This window comes from Alteromonas lipotrueae (assembly GCF_019249255.1).
Lineage (GTDB): Bacteria > Pseudomonadota > Gammaproteobacteria > Enterobacterales > Alteromonadaceae > Alteromonas > Alteromonas lipotrueae.
Map to the genome: position 1 here is coordinate 14183 of NZ_JAESDJ010000018.1, position 18052 is coordinate 32234.

The window sequence follows — 18052 nt, forward strand, 5'->3', positions numbered from 1 at the left end:
GCTTACAGTGAAAAGAAGGTTGTACTGGCGCGGCATAAATCTTCCCTGATAGTGAGCGTACGAGTTCGTTACTATTCAGATACGTTACCACAGGGTTCAAGCATGTGCTAAAAAGTGTTCGAACCACACCACGGCGGTTCGAACACGTGAAGTTATGAGCCGAACATCACCACAAGTACAGCCACTACTGCACCTAATCCCGCTATTCTAAGCCCATTTTTATACATAGGCAGCTTAGGCATAAACATCAAAAATGCAGAGATGACGAAAAACAAAAGCGCAACGCCAAAGCTAATGTTCAACCAGAATAATGGGCTGTTATTCGTCGCCTTGTGAAGCTTAACCATTTTTGCCAAAACAAGAGGATAGTCTTTACGAGTAATAGTAGCGACACCATCTGCCTTGTCATAGGTTCCCATATTTAACACAACTTGGCTGGCATTCTCTTCAACCACCTTTAAACCTTTCACCTTAATTTTTGATGCTACTTGTTTTCCGTTCAAGTCTAGAGACAACTGACGGACTTCAGTTTTATCGAATTTCAGGAAATCGGTGGGGCGAAAAATGAGTAACACGCCACTGATAGCATAAATTGCCATTATGCCTGCTAAGAAAAAGCCTAACCATCGGTGATATTTACGGACGGCCATATGAAATTTTGGTGATGCCATAACTGCTTATTAATAGAATTATTTATTGATGAGCCTTTATAAACGAGACTGAGCGGTATTTGAAGGGTGTAGGTAAGATTAACGCTATATTTAGCAGCTATTTTCTTTAAGCCTGCTACTTTTGTTGTAAATGATTGGTAGAAGCCACAAAGCTAGCATGGTACGAGCAGTGTAAAAAAGCTGCTACCACAATAGACTTTGGTCTAATATGGCGACGTCAAAAAGTAAATAATGTTTTAATGTTTAGATAAGCGTTTTTTAACGACAGAAAAGCGTTGTATATGCGTTTAAAAAAGAAATTGAATAATGCGGTGCAACATCGACACAGGACAATAATATGCAGTCAATAGCCATAGTATTACTCGGGATCGTGGGCATGCTCCTCGGGTGGTTCGTTTATTCGAAATTTATTGCCACGAAAATATTTAAACTAGACGATAACTTCACTACGCCTGCTCACGAGCTGCAGGATGGTAAAGATTTTGTACCTACCAATAAAGTGGTGCTCTGGGGGCATCACTTTACGTCAGTTGCTGGGGCTGCGCCAATTGTAGGGCCAGCTATCGCCGTGTACTGGGGCTGGGTGCCTGCCGTACTTTGGGTGATTTTCGGCACCATACTGTTTGCGGGTGTGCATGATATGGGGGCCTTGTGGGCCAGTGCTCGTCACAAGGGTAAATCGATGGGAGCCTTGTCTGAAAGTGTTATAGGCAAGCGTTCTCGTTCATTGTTTATGATTGTTATCTTTCTCGTACTATTAATGGTTAACGCCGTTTTTGGTGTGGTAATAGCAAACTCGTTTGTCTCTCAGCCCAATGCGGTTTTCCCTGCTTGGACGGCAATTGCCGTGGCCCTTGTTATTGGTCAGTTATTGAAACGCAACTTTGGGTTAGTGCCTCTTTGCCTTGTGGGTATCGTGGTGCTTTATGCCTCGGTTTATGCCGGTAGCTACATTCCTATTAGCTTGCCAGAAACCATGTTTGGTTTAGCTGACAAAGCGAACTGGATTATTATCTTATTTATTTACGCTGCCATCGCTTCGTTATTGCCAGTGTGGATGTTACTTCAACCCCGAGACTTTATTAACGGTATGCAGCTGTTGGTTGGCTTATTCCTACTTTATGGTGCGGTCTTCTTTGCTATGCCAGACATTACCGCGCCTGCCTTTAATACACAGACGGCCATGGACTCTCCCAGCTTAATTCCCTTATTGTTCGTTACAATTGCCTGCGGTGCAGTCTCAGGTTTCCACGGTATTGTGGCCTCAGGCACCAGCTCTAAGCAGTTAGATAAAGAAACTGATGCACGCTTTGTCGGTTATTTAGGGGCGATTGGCGAAGGTTCTTTGGCATTGATTACCATTGTTGCGGTTAGTGGTGTGGCATTTGCGGCCTCTCCAGAAGAATGGCATGAAGTCTACAGTCACTTAGGTGCAGGTAGCGTAGGTGCGTTTATTAGCGGCGGCGCGGCGCTTATCCATCAAGGATGGGGGCTGCCCGAAGCCTTTTCATCAACCATACTGGCGGTAATGGTCGTGCTGTTCGCGGGCACAACCATGGACTCTGGTGTTCGTCTTCAGCGTTACATTATTCAAGAGTGGGGCGATATTTATAAATTGTCAGCACTTAAAAATGGTGTGGTAGCCACTTTCTTAGCGGTTGCTTGTTGCTTACTGCTAGCCTTCGGTGCGGGTGGTTCTTCAGGCGGTGGCGGTATGATCATTTGGCCGCTGTTTGGCTCTACAAACCAAATACTGGCTAGTCTTACCTTGTTGGTTATTTCAGTCATGCTGATTAAGATGGGAAGACCAGCCCGTTACACATTAATACCCATGGTATTCGTTTTGGTCATGGCTTTCTTTGCTGGGCTAATAAAGCTTAAAGAGTATTATCTTGCTGAAAATTACCTATTAGTTTTCCTAGATGCTGTGGTGCTAGTGGTGTCTGTGTTGGTGATGCTCGAAGCATGGTCTGTTGTGGCTAAACTTCGTAGCGGACATCAAGACGAAGTGGGTGAGAAGGAATAGCAACAGCGGTAAAAATAGTGGCTAGCGGCTATCACAACATTGTTGAGTGCTAGCTTTATACAAAGCCGACGTAGAGCGTTATTCTCTGCGTCGGCTTTTTTGTAGGCAATCGGGTTATTCGATGAGGTGGATTACTTATCGTTCATTCACGGTAGGCGCGTAAATTTGCTATCATACGCATTCGCCTGATTTGGTAAATTTGCCGCCAAGTAAATTGGTACATTAAGTCGGAAGTCGGAAGTCGGAAGTCGGAAGTCGGATAGCAAGTCAGCAAAGCAAATCAGCAAGTGAAAAATATAAATGTTCAACGCGGTTCGTTTGGAGTGGTATGACTGACCTAATGCTATTAGTGCAAAATTTTATCAGCCTATTTATGGAGTCTGCTCCGTGGCTGTTACTTGGCCTGCTGGTGGCGGGGATTATGCACGAATTGGTGCCGGTTAGCTTTTTAGAACGTCATATGGGAAGCAGCTCTACAGCCTCTATCACCAAAGCCGCAGTAATAGGTGCTCCATTGCCTTTGTGTTCTTGCGGCGTTATCCCTGCGGCCATAGGGCTGCGCAGAAGTGGCGCGTCTAAACCATCGACAATTTCATTTTTAGTTTCTACGCCTGAAACAGGGGTAGACAGTGTCTCTGTTTCTTACGCATTACTAGGCCCCCTGTTCGCCATTGTTAGACCAATAGCCGCTATTGCTAGCGCAATCTATGCCGGTCTTATGGTGAGATGGTTTGATGACGCTAAGCGTCAGAAAGCAGAGCATTCAGATGCTCACTCTCTTAAGAGCTCTCATCAGCACCCTCATAAACACGCGGGCAATGTATCTTGCTGTTCAAGTGAAGCCTCTATAGCTCCAGAGCAAGAAGAAGCCGCATCGCTGGATAAAGTACAAACTAGTTGTTGTGCCAGTGAAAAGCCAACCACAAGTTGTTGCGACGACACGCCAGCTATTCAGGGTAAATCAGTAAAACAAGCGAATAAACTCACCCAGGTGCTTCGTTATGCCTCGGGTAAGTTGCTAGAAGATATTGTGGTATGGCTACTTGTGGGCCTAGCTTTAGCCGCGGCCATTAAAACTTGGGTGCCAACGGATTTTCTCACTCAATGGGGCGATGGGGTTATCGCGATGTTAGTCATGGCCGTCATTGGTATTCCAATGTATATTTGTGCTACGGCATCTACGCCGCTCGCGGTGGGCTTTTTAGCTGCCGGATTATCACCCGGTGCGGTGTTGGTATTTCTCATGGCGGGGCCGGCTACTAATGTTTCTACCATGGGCATGATCAAGCAAGAAATGGGTTTTAGAACCCTTTGTTTATATTTGTTTAGCGTTATTTCTGCCAGTATTGGGTTTGGCTATTTGCTTAATTACGGAGTGTCAGCATTGTCGTTAGAAGGCCTAATTCACATGGAAAGCCAACTGCATAGTCATGGCGCTAACATTCAAGCGCTCTATGCAGCGTGCGCCATTCTACTTGCTGCACTAATGGCTCGATTAGGCGTTAAAAAAGTTAGCGCCAGAGTAGCGCAGCGTGAAGATAGCCACCAAGACTGTTGCGGCTAAGATAAAGCTCAAGATTATTGAGTAACTTCCGCTCATATTTACCTATATTTTAAGTAAATTGTTCGGTATTCGTAATTAATTCACTTGTGCCCTTGTAAGTCCCGTTAAGGCTTGCATAATGGTCGTTTGCTTCATACTCCGATTATCGGAAAGGACTCATGTTTTTACTCATCGTTTATGTACTGATTGCCTTGGGCTTTTCTTTTTTATGCTCAATTGCTGAAGCAGTCATTTTAAGTGTGTCCTCAGCCTACATCTCTGTTTTAGAAAAAGAGAATCGTCCTAGCGGTATCTTGCTACGAAAGCAAACCGATAATATTAATACGCCGTTATCGGCAATTTTAACGTTAAATACTATTGCGCATACCATGGGTGCTGCTGGCGCGGGTGCACAAGCGGCTAGTGTATTTGGCGAAGCATACTTAGGCGTGATTTCAGCGGTATTAACACTACTTATCTTAGTTTTTTCTGAAATTATTCCTAAAACCGTCGGTGCAACCTATTGGCGTGGATTGGCGCCAGTAACAGCCTATTTCCTTAAGTATCTTATTATAATTCTTAAACCCTTTGTGGTGCTGTCTGAACTGCTCACCCGTGGATTTAAAGATGACAGTCCACTTCGAGGGTTAAGTCGCGGAGAACTTCACGCCATGGCCGAGCTATCGGGTCAAGAAGGGCAGTTGGCCAACCACGAGGCGGTATTTTTACAAAGCTTGTTAAGCTTGCACGAATTAAAAGTAAAAGATGCCATAACACACCGTACAGTGTTGTTTTCAGTGGCAGAGTCGATGACGGTAGAAGTGTTTTTCCACAAACACGCGCATATCGAGTATTCACGAATACCCATTTATGAAGACAAAGACTCGGAAAACATCACCGGTTATGTCATGCGTTCAGACTTATTAGTAGCGCAAGCTCGCGGGAATACTGATAAACCCTTATCTGAATATGCTAAAGACATGGTAACCATATTAGGCTCTATGCCTTTGTCGGTAACCTTCGACCATTTTATCGATAAACATGTTCATATGCTTTTAGTGGTAGATGAGTATGGTGGATTGGAAGGGGTGATTACTCTTGAAGATTTGCTAGAGCGCTTGCTAGGTGTGGATATTATTGATGAAAAAGACACAACGGTAAGTATGCGCAGGCTGGCGAAAATGATGACACGCCGCAAAGAGCGAATGATGGTCAAAAACGTACCCGATGAGTCACTCGATAAGTCTAAATCCAATGGTAACGCTGATTAGTTCTGTTCAGTCGATTCGGTAGGTAACCGCAAGCTGAAGCAGATTTTCGTGGAAGGCCTCGCTAGATACCGATGCAGCGTTTAAAAATCTCAAGTTTTCTTGGCGGCCTCGATTCACTTGCCACTCGGCAGATAATGCTATTTTCGAGCTCATTGCATAAGTGTAATTAACGGTAATGGCTTCCCCTCGGCTGTTATTGGGGTCATTTATGGTGTTGTCGTTATCTATCACTTGATACCAATCTAAACGTGTAGAAAGTTGATGTGCTTCATGGGTATACGTTGCAGCAATGTAGGCCGCGTAAAAGTCATTGTTGACAATATTTTCCCCCATCAAGGTATCACCTATCAGCGCTTGCCCGAAAAAGGTTACATTGCGGTTACGCATATGGCGAAGGGTTAACGCGTGAAATCGCGTGCGCCAAGCATATATCCTGTCAGGGTCGAAAATGAGTGGGTTGGCACGGTTATCGTAATAATAGTAACGTAGCTCTGAACGGCGCTTATGGGCTAAATGCACACCTGCGTAATAACCTATTTTAGTATCAATTTCACGAAAGGGATCTGTCCATGCCCAAGCGCCTATTCCTTCTTCAGATACCACGCCAGGAATGGGAGTGAATTTCACTCTATCATTGTTCAGCGACTGCCTGTCGTGTAGCGCAAAACCACGCCAAGATAACACGGTGCCTGTGGTGTCGTTACCCTTAAATAGGCTTCCTACCACTTTCCATGACCAGTCACGCCTTACTTGCCTGCCGTTTTGTCTTAAGCTTGCCTCTACACCGAACGTACGAAGTTCTTCGCCAAACCAGCTATTAATGGCTGAATTAGATAGAAAGTGTGGTGACAGCCACCCCATGTCGGTGTTTTCGGCAGAAATTGCAGGGTAGAAAAAGCCAAGCTTAACTTCTGGTTTAATCGTAGATGGAGTGAGTGGTCGGTATTGAGTATAGAGTTGGCTAACCCCGAGTTTTTGTTCTCCATCACTATACCCATTGGCCACAGCATGAAACTGCCAATCATCGCTGAGCACTTTATTGTACGCCAGGGCCGCTTGAGATAACGCGACTGCATTATTTTCAAAGCGCTGGTGGGAAGCGCCATTTTTTTGAAATGTACCAGCATTATCTGCTGAAAGAATGCTACCTCTAAGCAACAACCTTGTATCTGAAAAAGCGTGAAAACTGATGAAGCAAAAAATAGCGAGAATACAGCGGCTGAACATTAATAATCACCAAAACCATCGTCGAAATCATCATCGCTTGCTATCACTTTTGTTAAGGTTAGTGTGAAGCTTTTATCGCTGGTTAACTCAACTTCAGATTCAATAAAGGGCTTCTCGTTTGGCGCGTTAGGATGCCAAAACTCAACACTGTACTTGCCAGCGGGAAGTGAGATACCGGCGTTACCGTCATCTGCGGTTTTTACAAAATAAGGGCTATCGGCAATAACGATGTAACCTAGCATCCAATCGTGAATATTACAGCCAATATCCACAATTCCAGCTTGCTCAAAGAACAATGGTTCGGCGGTAAATTCTTTGTAGAGCTTTAGCTCAAACTGCTTAGTGGGTGAAAAAGAATAAACATGATGGAACACGTTATCGGCGTTAGGGAAGGTAACTTCTGTGTTCTTCTGTACTACAAGTACATGAGGGGCAAACTGCTTATTGATTTGATTCATAATTGCAGTTTTAGGTGTTGATTCTGCTTCTGAGTTTTTAGTTTCTGTGCTGGGTAAATCAAACAAAGGGGTGAAGATAACTACGCCGTCTTTTACGGGGGACTGTTCGGCGTCTAATAGGGTTATTGATGCGGTTACATTATCTGCAAGCGCATTAAATGGCGCAAGCATTACAATAAAGGCTAGCACAGCACGCTTATTGAAGTTTTGCGCCACGCGGTTAAACCAGCAAATGTTCGGTGTAAAAAAGCATAATCCACACATTAGTTCATTCATCTAAGAGTAACCCTATCTTTTGCTAAAAGCTGTTTTTTCAGTCATATAGAGACCGGAGGTAAAGCTGGTTTATTTCACAGTATTCTAAGCGTTTATATGAGCATCTATGTAAGTGTTTAAATAAGCGCATTGATTAATAATCTTTCTTTACGCTGCCTAACTTTATGGATGACGTTAGGCCAATCTTTAAGGTGCATTTACACATAAACGAGGAAAATACCTAGCAAGATATAATTATTAATAAAATAAGACTGTCAAAACATACCTACAAGAATAACCTTGCGTGACGGGTAAGGTTTTGTCCAGTTTAAACGATGGAGAATTTTCTAATGAGGTTGTGGTATACGTGATGAAGTTTATCGAGTTCTTCTCTATCGGCTTTACCGCCTTGCACCAAAGACTGAATGCTTTGGTCTAGCTCATATAAGCTTTCACGAATGTCTTGGTCAGCTATCATGCTTTGCATCCATGTAATCGCTGCAATTCTCTCGCCGCGAGTTACTGGTGTAACCTTATGCAAACTTGAGGAAGGGTAGAGTACAGCGCTACCTAGGTTACCTTTGACTTTCTGCTCGCCGAATCCGGTCTGAATAACTAACTCTCCACCTTCGTAATCGCTTGGGCTAGATAGAAACACCGTCATCGACATATCGCTACGCAAAACATCAGGGGTATTAGGAATACGCATAATAGCGGCATCTACATGATAGCCGTAAGTTTGCGATTCGCTGTAACGGTTGAAACAAGGAGGAAAAATGCGCTGAGGTAGCGCAGCAGAGACTACTTGCGGGTGGTTGCCTAGGCTTGCCAACAAGTTGTTGGCAAGCGCTTGAACCGTAGCGTGCTGCGCATCAGCTTGACCATTATTTTTAACCCCTGCTGCCATGCCCATTGCGGTCGCTTTTCCATCGTTAAATGGTACATCGGCTAAAGCAGCCCGATATTGCGCTACTTGGTCGGCGTCTAGTAGGTTATCAATAATGATCATCTTTTTGCGTTTCTCTTTAAACTAACTTAGAACTCGTAGTTTACCGTACCAGTTACGTTACGGCCGTCACCAATGTACATGAAGGCACCAGAGCGATAAGCGGCAGTCCAGTATTCTTCATCAAACAAGTTTCCAATGTTAACACGGAACGTTAGTTTTTCAGATGCGTAGTAGTTTGCAAACAAGTTAAATACTTGATAGTCAGGAACGACAATTGAGTATTCCCCAGTATCTGCGCTGTAACCTGCCGCAGTGTCAGGCTGACCACCGAACATTTCCGACTTGTACGTGTAGTCACCACCAAACGCGAATTTCTCATTGGGTTGATAACGCAACTGCAAGTAGAAACTTTCATCAGCGAAGTTACTTAATGCAAGACCAATATTAGACTCTGTGAATGAGTCTAGTACTTCTGAGTCCATGAAGGCGGCAGAGGCTTGAACACTAAACTTCTCAGTAATATCACCACTAACACCAAACTCAACACCTTCAACGCGGTTTTCACCCGTGTTTAATGTACCAATGGTTGAGTAGTCATCTTCACCGATACTTTCATGTACATCGCTTTTCGTAATGCGGAAGATTGATGCATTTGCCATCAATTTTTCATCAAATAGCATCCATTTTGTGCCAATTTCGATGTTTTCAACATGCTCTGGATCAGCTTGCGCAGCTTGTTCAGGCGTACCACATAGTCCACCGTAACCACAGTTCGCGCCAAGGTCAGACTCGCCGCCATTGATGTTCGTTGCAGTGCTGTAAGAGGCGTAAACATTACCGTGTTCAGTAATGTCATATACTAAACCTAAGTGCCCGTTAAACAACTCATCAGAAAACTCATAAAGGTCGCGACTTGTTTGGTTGCTATAGTCGTAGCTATCCATACGTAGGCCAAAGAACACGTCTAACTTATCGGTTAACGCAAAGGTATCCATGGCGTAAATGGCATAGGTTTCAATATCGAAAAGGGCATCTTCATCACCACGTTCAATGGTTCTGTCCATTAATGACCCGATGTTATCGATAAGGTTTCCATCACCATCAAGGATACAATAGCTTTGTGATACGCCACGACGACCACCAATTGCACAGTTAGTATTTAGGTTTTCAATATCAAAAACACCGTTATCAACCGATTCATCGCTGTACTCAAAACCAAATACTAAACGGTGATCTAAGCCTGCAAATGACGTGTCCCAGAAAAGGTTAAATTGAGTCGTGAAGTAATCTACTTCTTGCCAGCCTTGGTGAGTGCTAAGTCGAAGTGTATCTACACCTGGTGCGGTTTCATCAGAATCATCACGCGTTGTCGCGCTCATACCGGTCGTTACGTATTCGTTTTCAGTGTTACCTGCACGAGTCGCGTTATAAAAACGAACATTGTCGCTAATTTCATATTCGGTACGGAAGGTAAAAGTGGTGACTTCTGAGTTTTGGAAGTCGTCATCTTGTGCATAAACAGGAATATCTTCTAACGGATAACCCGCATCACGGTCGTAGTAACTCCCTAAGTCAGGCTTATCTTCTGCATTAAGGTAATAAACATCACCAATGAAAGACAACCTGTCGTTAGGGTTTAGTACGTAAGAAAGCTGAACACCATCACGTCCACGTTCAATGCCTTCGCGACCCGGCTTGTCTTCTTGAGACGTGAGTGCATTAACACGAATTGCACTGTTTTCCGTTAAGGTCTTGTTCAAATCTACCGTTAAGCGCGTGTGCTCATCGGTACCAACGGCAGCATCAACACGACCAAAGTTATAGCTAGTAGAGGCTTTTTTCGTAATGCTGTTTACCGCACCGCCTGAAGAGCCACGGCCAGCAAATGTTGAACTTGGGCCTTTAGTAATTTCAACACGCTCGGTGGCGAAACTTTCACGGGTAGTCATACCTGGGTCACGCAAACCATCAACAAACACATCGCTGCGTGCTTCGTGGCCACGTATTACATAGCGATCACCAAAAGCATTACCATTCTCACCTGTGCCAAGAGTTACACCGGCTTGCGCAGCAAGAATATCTTTAAGGTCAGTTTTACCACTTTCTTGAATTTGGTCTTGTGTAAGAACACTAATGGTTTGTGGTGTATCAACAAGGTCGGCTAAACGACGAGGATCGCCAGACTTGTCATAGCGATAGATAGACTGCTGAACACCATGGATGCGAATTAGCTCAATTTCGTCTTGTTGCGCTTTACATTCCGCTTCGGTTTTATCTTTACAGATTTCAGTTTCTTGAGTTTGTGCAATTGCAGCGCCGTGTCCGAAAGCTAAGGCCGCAGCAATGGTTTGTGCACCCATCGTTAACGTTTTATTTATCATTGTGTGTGTTTTCCCTATGTGTGTTGAGGCACAGAAGTGTATTCAAGTAGTAAATGAATGTAAATACTAATGAGAATAATTCTCATGCGTTATTTATTGGAGGGTTTTTAGAAAAACTTAAAGGGCTGCTTTAAAGGGGATATAACAGAAAATGGAAGGTGGTTTGCAAACCACCTCAAATAGCGTAGCGCATCATATCTTTGGGAAGTTAACGGAGACAATCACTCCGCGTTTGTCATCTCGATTGGCCAGGGCGAGCGTACCTTGATGAAAAGCGACAATAATGTCAGCGATATAGAGCCCCAAACCTAGATGCGGTGAACCTGCTGATTGCGCCGCCTCAGAATCAGGGCGAACCGATACCATTGATTGTACGAGTTGTTTTTTCATGCCTTCGGGCAATAGGGGGCCAGGGTTGTTCACAGTGAGGATAATTCTTTTATCTTTGGTATAAACTGCCACATCTATGATGTCGTCGGGTTGACTAAAATCGACCGCGTTAGAAATAATTTTATCAAACATTTGCGCGATAAGGTCGGGGGCGCCCTCGAGAACGGCAGCGTCTGATGCACAAGACAGTGCAAATTGCCTATCGGTGTAAGCATGTTGATACCCACCCACGCAGCCTTTAATTACGTCAATCAGGTTGAATGTAGTCACATCTTCCTGCGCAATGGCTTGCTCTAGTCGGGTGGCTTCACTCATGGCATTTAAAATAGAACTTAACCGACTTATACCGGACTGGGCACGTTGAACGAATACATCTTGTTGTGTACTGCTTTGCACGACCGCGTTTGCTTGGTCTTCTTGAGAAGTATTAGGCTGCTGAGTTTTGGCTTGAGTACTGTCTTGGGCACTCACTTGAGACAACGCGTCAAGAGACGACTTCACCACGGCTATTGGGGTTCTAAGTTCATGGGAAAGCCGAGAAGCCATGTTCTCTAAATAGGAGTTATATTGCTGTAATCGCGTTAAAACATCGGAAAACGCTCGCGACAGATCGCCAATTTCATCACCCTCTTTGGCAACCGGTAATTTACCGACAATCTTACCGTTGGCATCAATGATTGCCTCGGTGTTATCTCGAAGCCGCCTAATACGATTGGATATTCTGCTGGCAAAAAGTAATAAACCTAAAGTACCCAGTAACATGACTGCCAAAATCACGTGAAATAATTGCTCTAAAGCGCGGTTTCTCAATGTGCGGATACCGTTCGTGGTTTGCTCTACCACCACAGCACCCATTACTGCGCCCTCAATAAAAATAGGGTAAGCGGCAGACACCACCACGGCTTTGTTATCGGGTGTTAACCGCCATAATGAATCCGGTTGACCGTTAAGGGCTAAGCCTATATCTCGGCCAGCCAACGCGTACGCATCTTCCAGTTCATCCACAAAGTCGGCGGGTGGCTTTGTGAGAATATGGTAATACAAGGGCAGTAGCCAATGGGTTTCCACCCATTGCCATACCGGGTTTTCGCTTGCCTCTCGCTTGGCAGTATTTAGCCCTGAAGCCGTTTGTATATCGCCTGCTCGCGCCAATACCCGCTTATGGTTGTCTATCACCCACACTCTGGAATCAGCATATTTTAGCCCTGCCAATATGCGCTCAATTTCTGGTGACGGTGTTACCACAGTCCCTAGCTCATCAATATTATTGGTGTTGGCGGTGCCTATGGCATAGCGTTTCTGCCTTGTTACTGGGTCGTCAACATCAACAATGGCAAAGGCGAGTGCACCTGATGTCATTGAAAGGGGAAAGCGAAGTTCAATATTATAGCCAGTAGCGGTTTCTTGCCAGCGACCTTGAATGCTAAGCGCATTTTCTACAGCGCGATATGCTGAGCCAGATTCTGCTAGTTTAAACGCATTTACCCAGCCACTTTCATAGGGGGCTACTACGTATCGTGCTAAATTACCTGCTGGGGTTTGCATACCAATAAGTAAATGGTCACCCCGCTCCACACTTAAACTATTTGCCTGTCGCCACAACAAGGCATCGTCGGTAACGTTGAACATGGCATACAGAAACTGATCATATCGGCCTACCATATGCTCGAATGAGAGGCTAATCGCTTTATCTACACTAGCGGTGCCTCTATTCTCGCTAGCGGCGCCCTTGTTTTCGTCGTTAGTGTGAAGGTTAGTAAAGCGCTCAACAATTTCACTTGCGCCATAGTGGGTAAGCAAGTCGTCAATTTGTTGCCAATCGTTTAGTTCACCGTCAAGCTGAATAGGATAAGGAATGGGCGGGGCGTATAAGTCAGTGCCAGGGCGTACGTCTTTTAAATAGGCCGATTCGCTGTCGAATAACGCAGGGCGCTCATGTAGGGCGGTTGCTACCGCCCGCGCCGTACCTATCATGGTTTGTTCTTGGCCTGTGCGAAGGTATTGCTCTAGCTCCCATACGTAATTATACCCAAGGTAGGGAATGGCAAAAAAGAACAGCGACAACACAAGCAACTGTAAGCGTATGGAGAACCTTAACCGCATATTAGCAATACCTTACAACTGCCATCTGTACCCCATACCGTAAACGGTATCTATGTGGTCGAACTGCGGGTCTAATTGAATGAATTTTTTGCGCATACGTTTTATATGAGAAGTAATGGTGGTGTCATCTACTACCATGCGCGACTCATCCATTAATTGTTGCCTACTTTTAACATGGCCTGGGTGTTTAATCAGCGCGTGTAACATCCAAAATTCTGTCACTGTCAGGGCGACAGGCTCGCCGCTCCAACTTACTGTCATACGAGAGGCATCCACTTTTAATTCGCCTATACGAAGCTCGTCCTTTTGCTCGACAGGGGCTGACATTAAATCGCTTCGTCTGAAAAGCGCGGCGATACGGGCAAGTAGGTGAGCCATGCTGATATCTTTAGTTAAGTAGTCGTCGGCACCCATGCGAAGCCCGCTGATGGTGTCTACGTCGTTGTCTCTAGCGGTAAAAAAGATAATAGGCAAAGTGGGCGACAAACCTCGCAACTGCTGACATAGCAAAAAACCGCCTTCCATTTCTTCTTTTAAACCAATATCAATGATGGCTAAATCTGGCAATGCTTCGTTAAACGCCTGAGTTGCCGAGGGGCGATCTTCAAACGCATTCACCTTGTAGCCTTGTGCTCTTAGGGCAACAAGGTAGTTTTCTCTGATAGCAGCATCATCTTCTACTAGCGCAATTGTTTTAGGCATGGGATCTACTCTCAATCATTATTGGCACTACTATACCTTGGCAAAAGCGCGCGTGCCTGAGTTCGGCGCAAATTCCATAAAGTCGCCCGCTTTTGGCCATATTTGCCATTAAACAAAATAGCTTTTCCATTATTGTGCCCTGATATTGCCTTGTCTGCTTGGTTAACTATATCTGTGCTTGGGAAGACAGATTGACTCAAGTATGACTCACTTTGGTACGCCAACCCCTTGCACTGTGCCTAACCCCCAACTAGGTGCAGTGCTTTTTTATACCTGCCACCGTTGGTTAAGCCTCCTATATCTCGTTCTCTTCCTATTTTTGTTTGCTTGCGATAATCGTTAATCACCCTGAATAGTCTGTAACCCAGTCAGTAAACGACAGGGCAAAAATGCTCAATATCGATAAAGGAATACATTGAGGCTTCGATAAAAAATCGATAAAAATAGCAAAATAATCGGCAAGCTCAGGGGAGTTGCAGACAGATGGGATAATAAGTGTGACATAATTACCCCCTTTTTTATTTCGTCTTTGAATTAGTGATAGCATGAGTGGAATGGGTATTGAATATCCCTATTACGGCAAGGGTTGAATTACTAACATTTGCCAGCACTATGCTTAAAACACGCTTACGGTAGGTATACCGTCATATTATCACTGTTGTCGGTGTATTATGGCAGATTGGTAATCACTTCAACTTGCGTCAAACTGAATTTATAGAGCATTTGATTTACAGGGCTCTCGATTTACAGAGCACTCCATTTCTGGAGGCCTCAAATTACGAGCAACTTACGAGCAACTTACGGGCAGCACATGAAAGCGTTGGATATATCAGGCTTAACCAAAACGTATAAAGGTGGCGTACAGGCACTTAAAGGCGTAGATCTCACTGTCGATAAAGGTGACTTTTTCGCTTTACTTGGGCCTAATGGCGCGGGTAAATCTACCACTATCGGGATTATCAGTTCTTTGGTTAATCAAACCGATGGCAAGGTATCGATTTTTGGCTACGACCTTCATACCCAAAAAGAGCAAGCCAAAGCATGTATTGGTTTAGTGCCACAGGAATTCAACTTCAATCAGTTCGAAACCGTGATGCAAATTGTGCTCAATCAAGCGGGTTATTACGGCGTGCCCCGAAGCATAGCGAAAGAACGGGCTCAGAAGTATTTAGCTCAGCTCGATTTATGGGAAAAACGCGATGCCAGAGCCCGCGAACTATCAGGCGGCATGAAACGCAGGCTAATGATTGCCCGCGCGCTTATGCATGAGCCTCGTTTATTAATACTTGATGAGCCTACCGCCGGTGTAGATATAGAAATTCGCCGTTCAATGTGGGGCTTCTTAGAGGAGATTAACCGCCAAGGTATTACCATTATCTTAACGACGCATTACCTTGAAGAAGCAGAAATGCTGTGCCGCAACATTGCCATTATTAACAAAGGCGCCATTGTGGAAAACACCAGCATGAAGGCCTTATTGTCGAAGTTGAACACAGAAACGTTCGTGCTGGACATTAACCTTGGTCAACAAAAGCCGTCCCTGATGGGTTACGAAAGTCGTTTACTTGACGACCATACTTTGGAAGTCGATGTGGAAAAGGCAGAAGGGTTAAACCCTGTTTTTGCTCAATTGACCGAACAAGGCATTCAAGTATTGAGTATGCGTAATAAATCAAACCGATTAGAAGAGCTGTTTGTGCGTTTGGTTGAAACGGCAAAGGCAGAGGGTTAAACATGAATTCACAGGCAAACACACAGTCTGAAGAAAAGATTGGCTGGTTCAAGCAAAACTACGTGGCGCTAACCACTATTTGGATAAAAGAGTGCACTCGCTTTTTACGCATTTGGATCCAAACCTTAGTTCCACCCGCTATTACCATGAGTTTGTATTTCGTGATTTTCGGTAGCCTTATCGGTAACCGAATAGGCGAAATGGGCGGCTTTTCTTACATGGAGTTTATTGTTCCAGGCTTGATCATGATGTCGGTTATCACCAACTCATACGCAAATGTATCGTCGTCTTTTTTCAGTGCGAAATTTCAGCGAAATATTGAAGAGTTATTGGTTTCTCCGGTGCCCACTTCGGTGATCATTCTAGGCTTTGTAGGGGGCGGTGTAGCAAGGGCAGTGCTAATTGGCATTATTGTTACTTTGGTATCGCTGTTCTTTGTTGATGTGCAGATACACCATATCGGTATCATTATTCTTACCGTACTACTGACCTCATCATTGTTTTCAACGGCAGGGCTAATTAACGCCATTTTTGCAAAAACTTTCGATGATATTAGTGTTGTACCTACCTTCGTATTAACCCCGTTAACCTACCTTGGCGGCGTATTTTATTCCCTTACTCTTTTGCCTGAGTTTTGGCAGTGGGTAAGTAAAGCCAACCCTGTTGTGTATATGGTGAATGGGTTCCGCTACGGGTTCTTAGGGGTTTCAGATGTTGACGTTACCTTATCGTTAGCATTATTAGTGGGCTTTAATATTGTGCTGTTCGCTGTTGCTTATTACCTGCTTAAAACAGGTAAAGGAATACGTAGCTAATGGCTAGCGGGAACTCCAGAGGGATTACAACAAATCAAGAAGGTGTGCACGAAAAGCTCGATGAACTAGTAAAGCGTTACAAGTCATCTGAAAACCAGCGCCCCATTGGCGAGCATACGCAGCTCGCCTTCAATGAAGCAACCGAATGGCTTGACGGGTTTACCGGCTATATTATTTTAGACTCTTGCTGTGGCGTGGGTGAAAGCACAGCAAATATTGCTAAAGCGAACCCTGATTGCCGCGTTATTGGCTTAGATAAATCGGCGCTGCGGGTGGACAAGCATCAGCATTATTCAGCTGGGCAAGATAATTATCGGGTTATTCGCGCCGATGTGAATGATTTTTGGCGATTGGTTCACCGGGCAAATTGGAAGGTAAGTCAGCATTGCTTGTTCTATCCAAATCCTTATCCGAAGAAAACCCAGGTGCAAAAACGCTGGCACGGTAGTGCAGCCATGGCTGATTTAATGGCGATAACCTCGAATATTGAGGTACGTAGTAATTGGTTGGTTTATCTAATGGAATTTGCTCAAGCTGCTACGCATTATGGCTTGGTGTCGAATTTAGCTGAAATTACGTCTGATAACGCCATGACGCCATTTGAACGCAAATATCGCGCTAGCGGCCAACACTGTTGGTCGCTCAATTGCTATTCAGAAGAGGCCGATGGCGGTGCGTAGAATAGGCGAGAATCGTTAACGGCGCCTAGTGATGGGGAGTATTTGGTTGTGGAGGGCTAAAGACATAGCCTTGGGCATACTGAATGGGCAGTTTGTTCACGCTTTCCAGCAGTAAATCTGTTTCAATATGTTCTGCTACCACGCTAATAGCACGCGCTTGGCAGAGAGCGAGCAAATTGTCGACGTAATCTTGTACGGCGTCATCTTTTTCATAGTGGCTAATCAAACCTCCGGCTAATTTAATGCCGTTAATCGGCATATTCAGTATTGCATTAATATTGCCGGGGTTTTCACCCACGTTATCTAAGAAAACCCCGAGTCCTGCCTCAGTGCTTCTCTCAACAAACGCTTGCATTAACGCTGGGTGGGTTAATGCACTGGCGGCGCTTATCTCAACACTGACTCTTTCCGGGTTGGGGTAGTCTATTAAATGGGATAGAAGCGTATTGGTCAGGCTTTCGTTTAGTAAATCTCGCGCACTAATATTAATGCTCCAAGGCACTTGTACATGGCGAAAATAACGGGCACTTTGGCAAAACATGGCTTCAGTAAGGGCTTTAACGTGTTGCTCACGTTCAATCAGGTAGAGAAATTCGCTAGGTAAAAAGGTTTTGTCTTCGGCGGTAATTAAACGAGCTAAGCACTCGTAACGCCACACACGCTTCGACCTTAAATCTATGATAGGTTGGAAGTAGGGCACGATATTATTGATAGAAACGGTTTCACTTACGGCTCTTATTGGCACACTGCAGCCTTTATTTTTATTCGTATGTATAGCCAAAATATAGCATTACCCGTCATCATTTGAGAAGTTTAGGTTACTTCACAGTAATGATAGCGAATTATCAC

General features: G+C 44.6%; 14 protein-coding genes. 6 read left to right on the forward strand and 8 right to left on the reverse strand.

What is annotated here, in order from left to right:
• Positions 1 to 152: 152 nt before the first annotated feature.
• Positions 153 to 671 carry a PepSY domain-containing protein gene (locus tag KYS23_RS18045; RefSeq protein WP_218419691.1) on the reverse strand — a complete coding sequence of 173 codons (519 nt, stop codon included), beginning with the start codon at positions 669 to 671 and terminating at the stop codon, positions 153 to 155.
• Between the two features lie 337 nt (positions 672 to 1008).
• Here KYS23_RS18045 and KYS23_RS18050 point away from each other — a divergent pair, with 337 nt between their 5' ends.
• The 3 genes from KYS23_RS18050 to KYS23_RS18060 all read left to right on the forward strand — a co-directional run bounded on the left by KYS23_RS18050 (position 1009) and on the right by KYS23_RS18060 (position 5511).
• Positions 1009 to 2697, forward strand: coding sequence for a carbon starvation CstA family protein (locus KYS23_RS18050; protein ID WP_159533628.1), 1689 nt, complete (start codon positions 1009 to 1011; stop codon positions 2695 to 2697).
• A gap of 328 nt (positions 2698 to 3025) precedes the next feature.
• Positions 3026 to 4261 carry an SO_0444 family Cu/Zn efflux transporter gene (locus KYS23_RS18055; RefSeq protein WP_218419693.1) on the forward strand — a complete coding sequence of 412 codons (1236 nt, stop codon included), beginning with the start codon at positions 3026 to 3028 and terminating at the stop codon, positions 4259 to 4261.
• Positions 4262 to 4419: 158 nt separating this feature from the next.
• The gene (locus tag KYS23_RS18060) at positions 4420 to 5511 is read left to right on the forward strand and encodes a CNNM domain-containing protein (RefSeq protein ID WP_218419701.1); all 1092 of its coding nucleotides are present in this window, start codon (positions 4420 to 4422) and stop codon (positions 5509 to 5511) included.
• 6 nt (positions 5512 to 5517) lie between these two features.
• On the opposite strand, the gene KYS23_RS18065 is transcribed toward KYS23_RS18060, so the two are convergent.
• The 6 genes from KYS23_RS18065 to pdsR form a co-directional block, all read right to left on the reverse strand.
• A complete protein-coding gene (locus KYS23_RS18065) occupies positions 5518 to 6738 on the reverse strand; it encodes a hypothetical protein (RefSeq protein ID WP_159533622.1) in 1221 nt (406 codons plus the stop codon).
• On the reverse strand, positions 6738 to 7472 hold the full coding sequence (locus KYS23_RS18070) for a methylamine utilization protein (protein ID WP_159533620.1): 735 nt from the start codon (positions 7470 to 7472) through the stop codon (positions 6738 to 6740). The genes KYS23_RS18065 and KYS23_RS18070 overlap by 1 nt, the downstream gene beginning before the upstream one ends.
• A 307-nt stretch (positions 7473 to 7779) precedes the next feature.
• Positions 7780 to 8460 (reverse strand): Fe2+-dependent dioxygenase, encoded by a 681-nt coding sequence (locus KYS23_RS18075; RefSeq protein ID WP_159533618.1) that lies wholly within the window; start codon positions 8458 to 8460, stop codon positions 7780 to 7782.
• 26 nt (positions 8461 to 8486) lie between these two features.
• A complete protein-coding gene (locus KYS23_RS18080) occupies positions 8487 to 10781 on the reverse strand; it encodes a TonB-dependent receptor (protein ID WP_159533616.1) in 2295 nt (764 codons plus the stop codon).
• A 192-nt stretch (positions 10782 to 10973) separates the two neighbouring features.
• Positions 10974 to 13274: a proteobacterial dedicated sortase system histidine kinase gene (pdsS, locus tag KYS23_RS18085; RefSeq protein WP_218419703.1), complete on the reverse strand. Its 2301-nt coding sequence runs from the start codon at positions 13272 to 13274 to the stop codon at positions 10974 to 10976.
• 12 nt (positions 13275 to 13286) lie between these two features.
• Complete coding sequence (gene pdsR / locus KYS23_RS18090; protein WP_129740251.1) at positions 13287 to 13976, reverse strand: proteobacterial dedicated sortase system response regulator; 690 nt, start codon at positions 13974 to 13976, stop codon at positions 13287 to 13289.
• A gap of 811 nt (positions 13977 to 14787) precedes the next feature.
• Between pdsR and KYS23_RS18095 the strand changes: the two genes are divergently transcribed.
• Genes KYS23_RS18095 through trmB form a run of 3 tightly spaced genes read left to right on the forward strand, consistent with a single transcriptional unit; the run spans position 14788 to position 17203 of the window.
• Positions 14788 to 15708, forward strand: coding sequence for an ABC transporter ATP-binding protein (locus KYS23_RS18095; protein ID WP_159533610.1), 921 nt, complete (start codon positions 14788 to 14790; stop codon positions 15706 to 15708).
• A 2-nt stretch (positions 15709 to 15710) separates the two neighbouring features.
• Positions 15711 to 16523: an ABC transporter permease gene (locus tag KYS23_RS18100; protein ID WP_159533608.1), complete on the forward strand. Its 813-nt coding sequence runs from the start codon at positions 15711 to 15713 to the stop codon at positions 16521 to 16523.
• Positions 16523 to 17203: a tRNA (guanine(46)-N(7))-methyltransferase TrmB gene (gene trmB, locus KYS23_RS18105; RefSeq protein ID WP_218419705.1), complete on the forward strand. Its 681-nt coding sequence runs from the start codon at positions 16523 to 16525 to the stop codon at positions 17201 to 17203. Before KYS23_RS18100 ends, trmB begins: the two co-directional genes overlap by 1 nt.
• A 25-nt stretch (positions 17204 to 17228) precedes the next feature.
• Here trmB and KYS23_RS18110 read toward each other — a convergent pair whose 3' ends face one another.
• Positions 17229 to 17948 carry an EAL domain-containing protein gene (locus tag KYS23_RS18110; protein ID WP_159533604.1) on the reverse strand — a complete coding sequence of 240 codons (720 nt, stop codon included), beginning with the start codon at positions 17946 to 17948 and terminating at the stop codon, positions 17229 to 17231.
• Positions 17949 to 18052 lie beyond the last annotated feature (104 nt).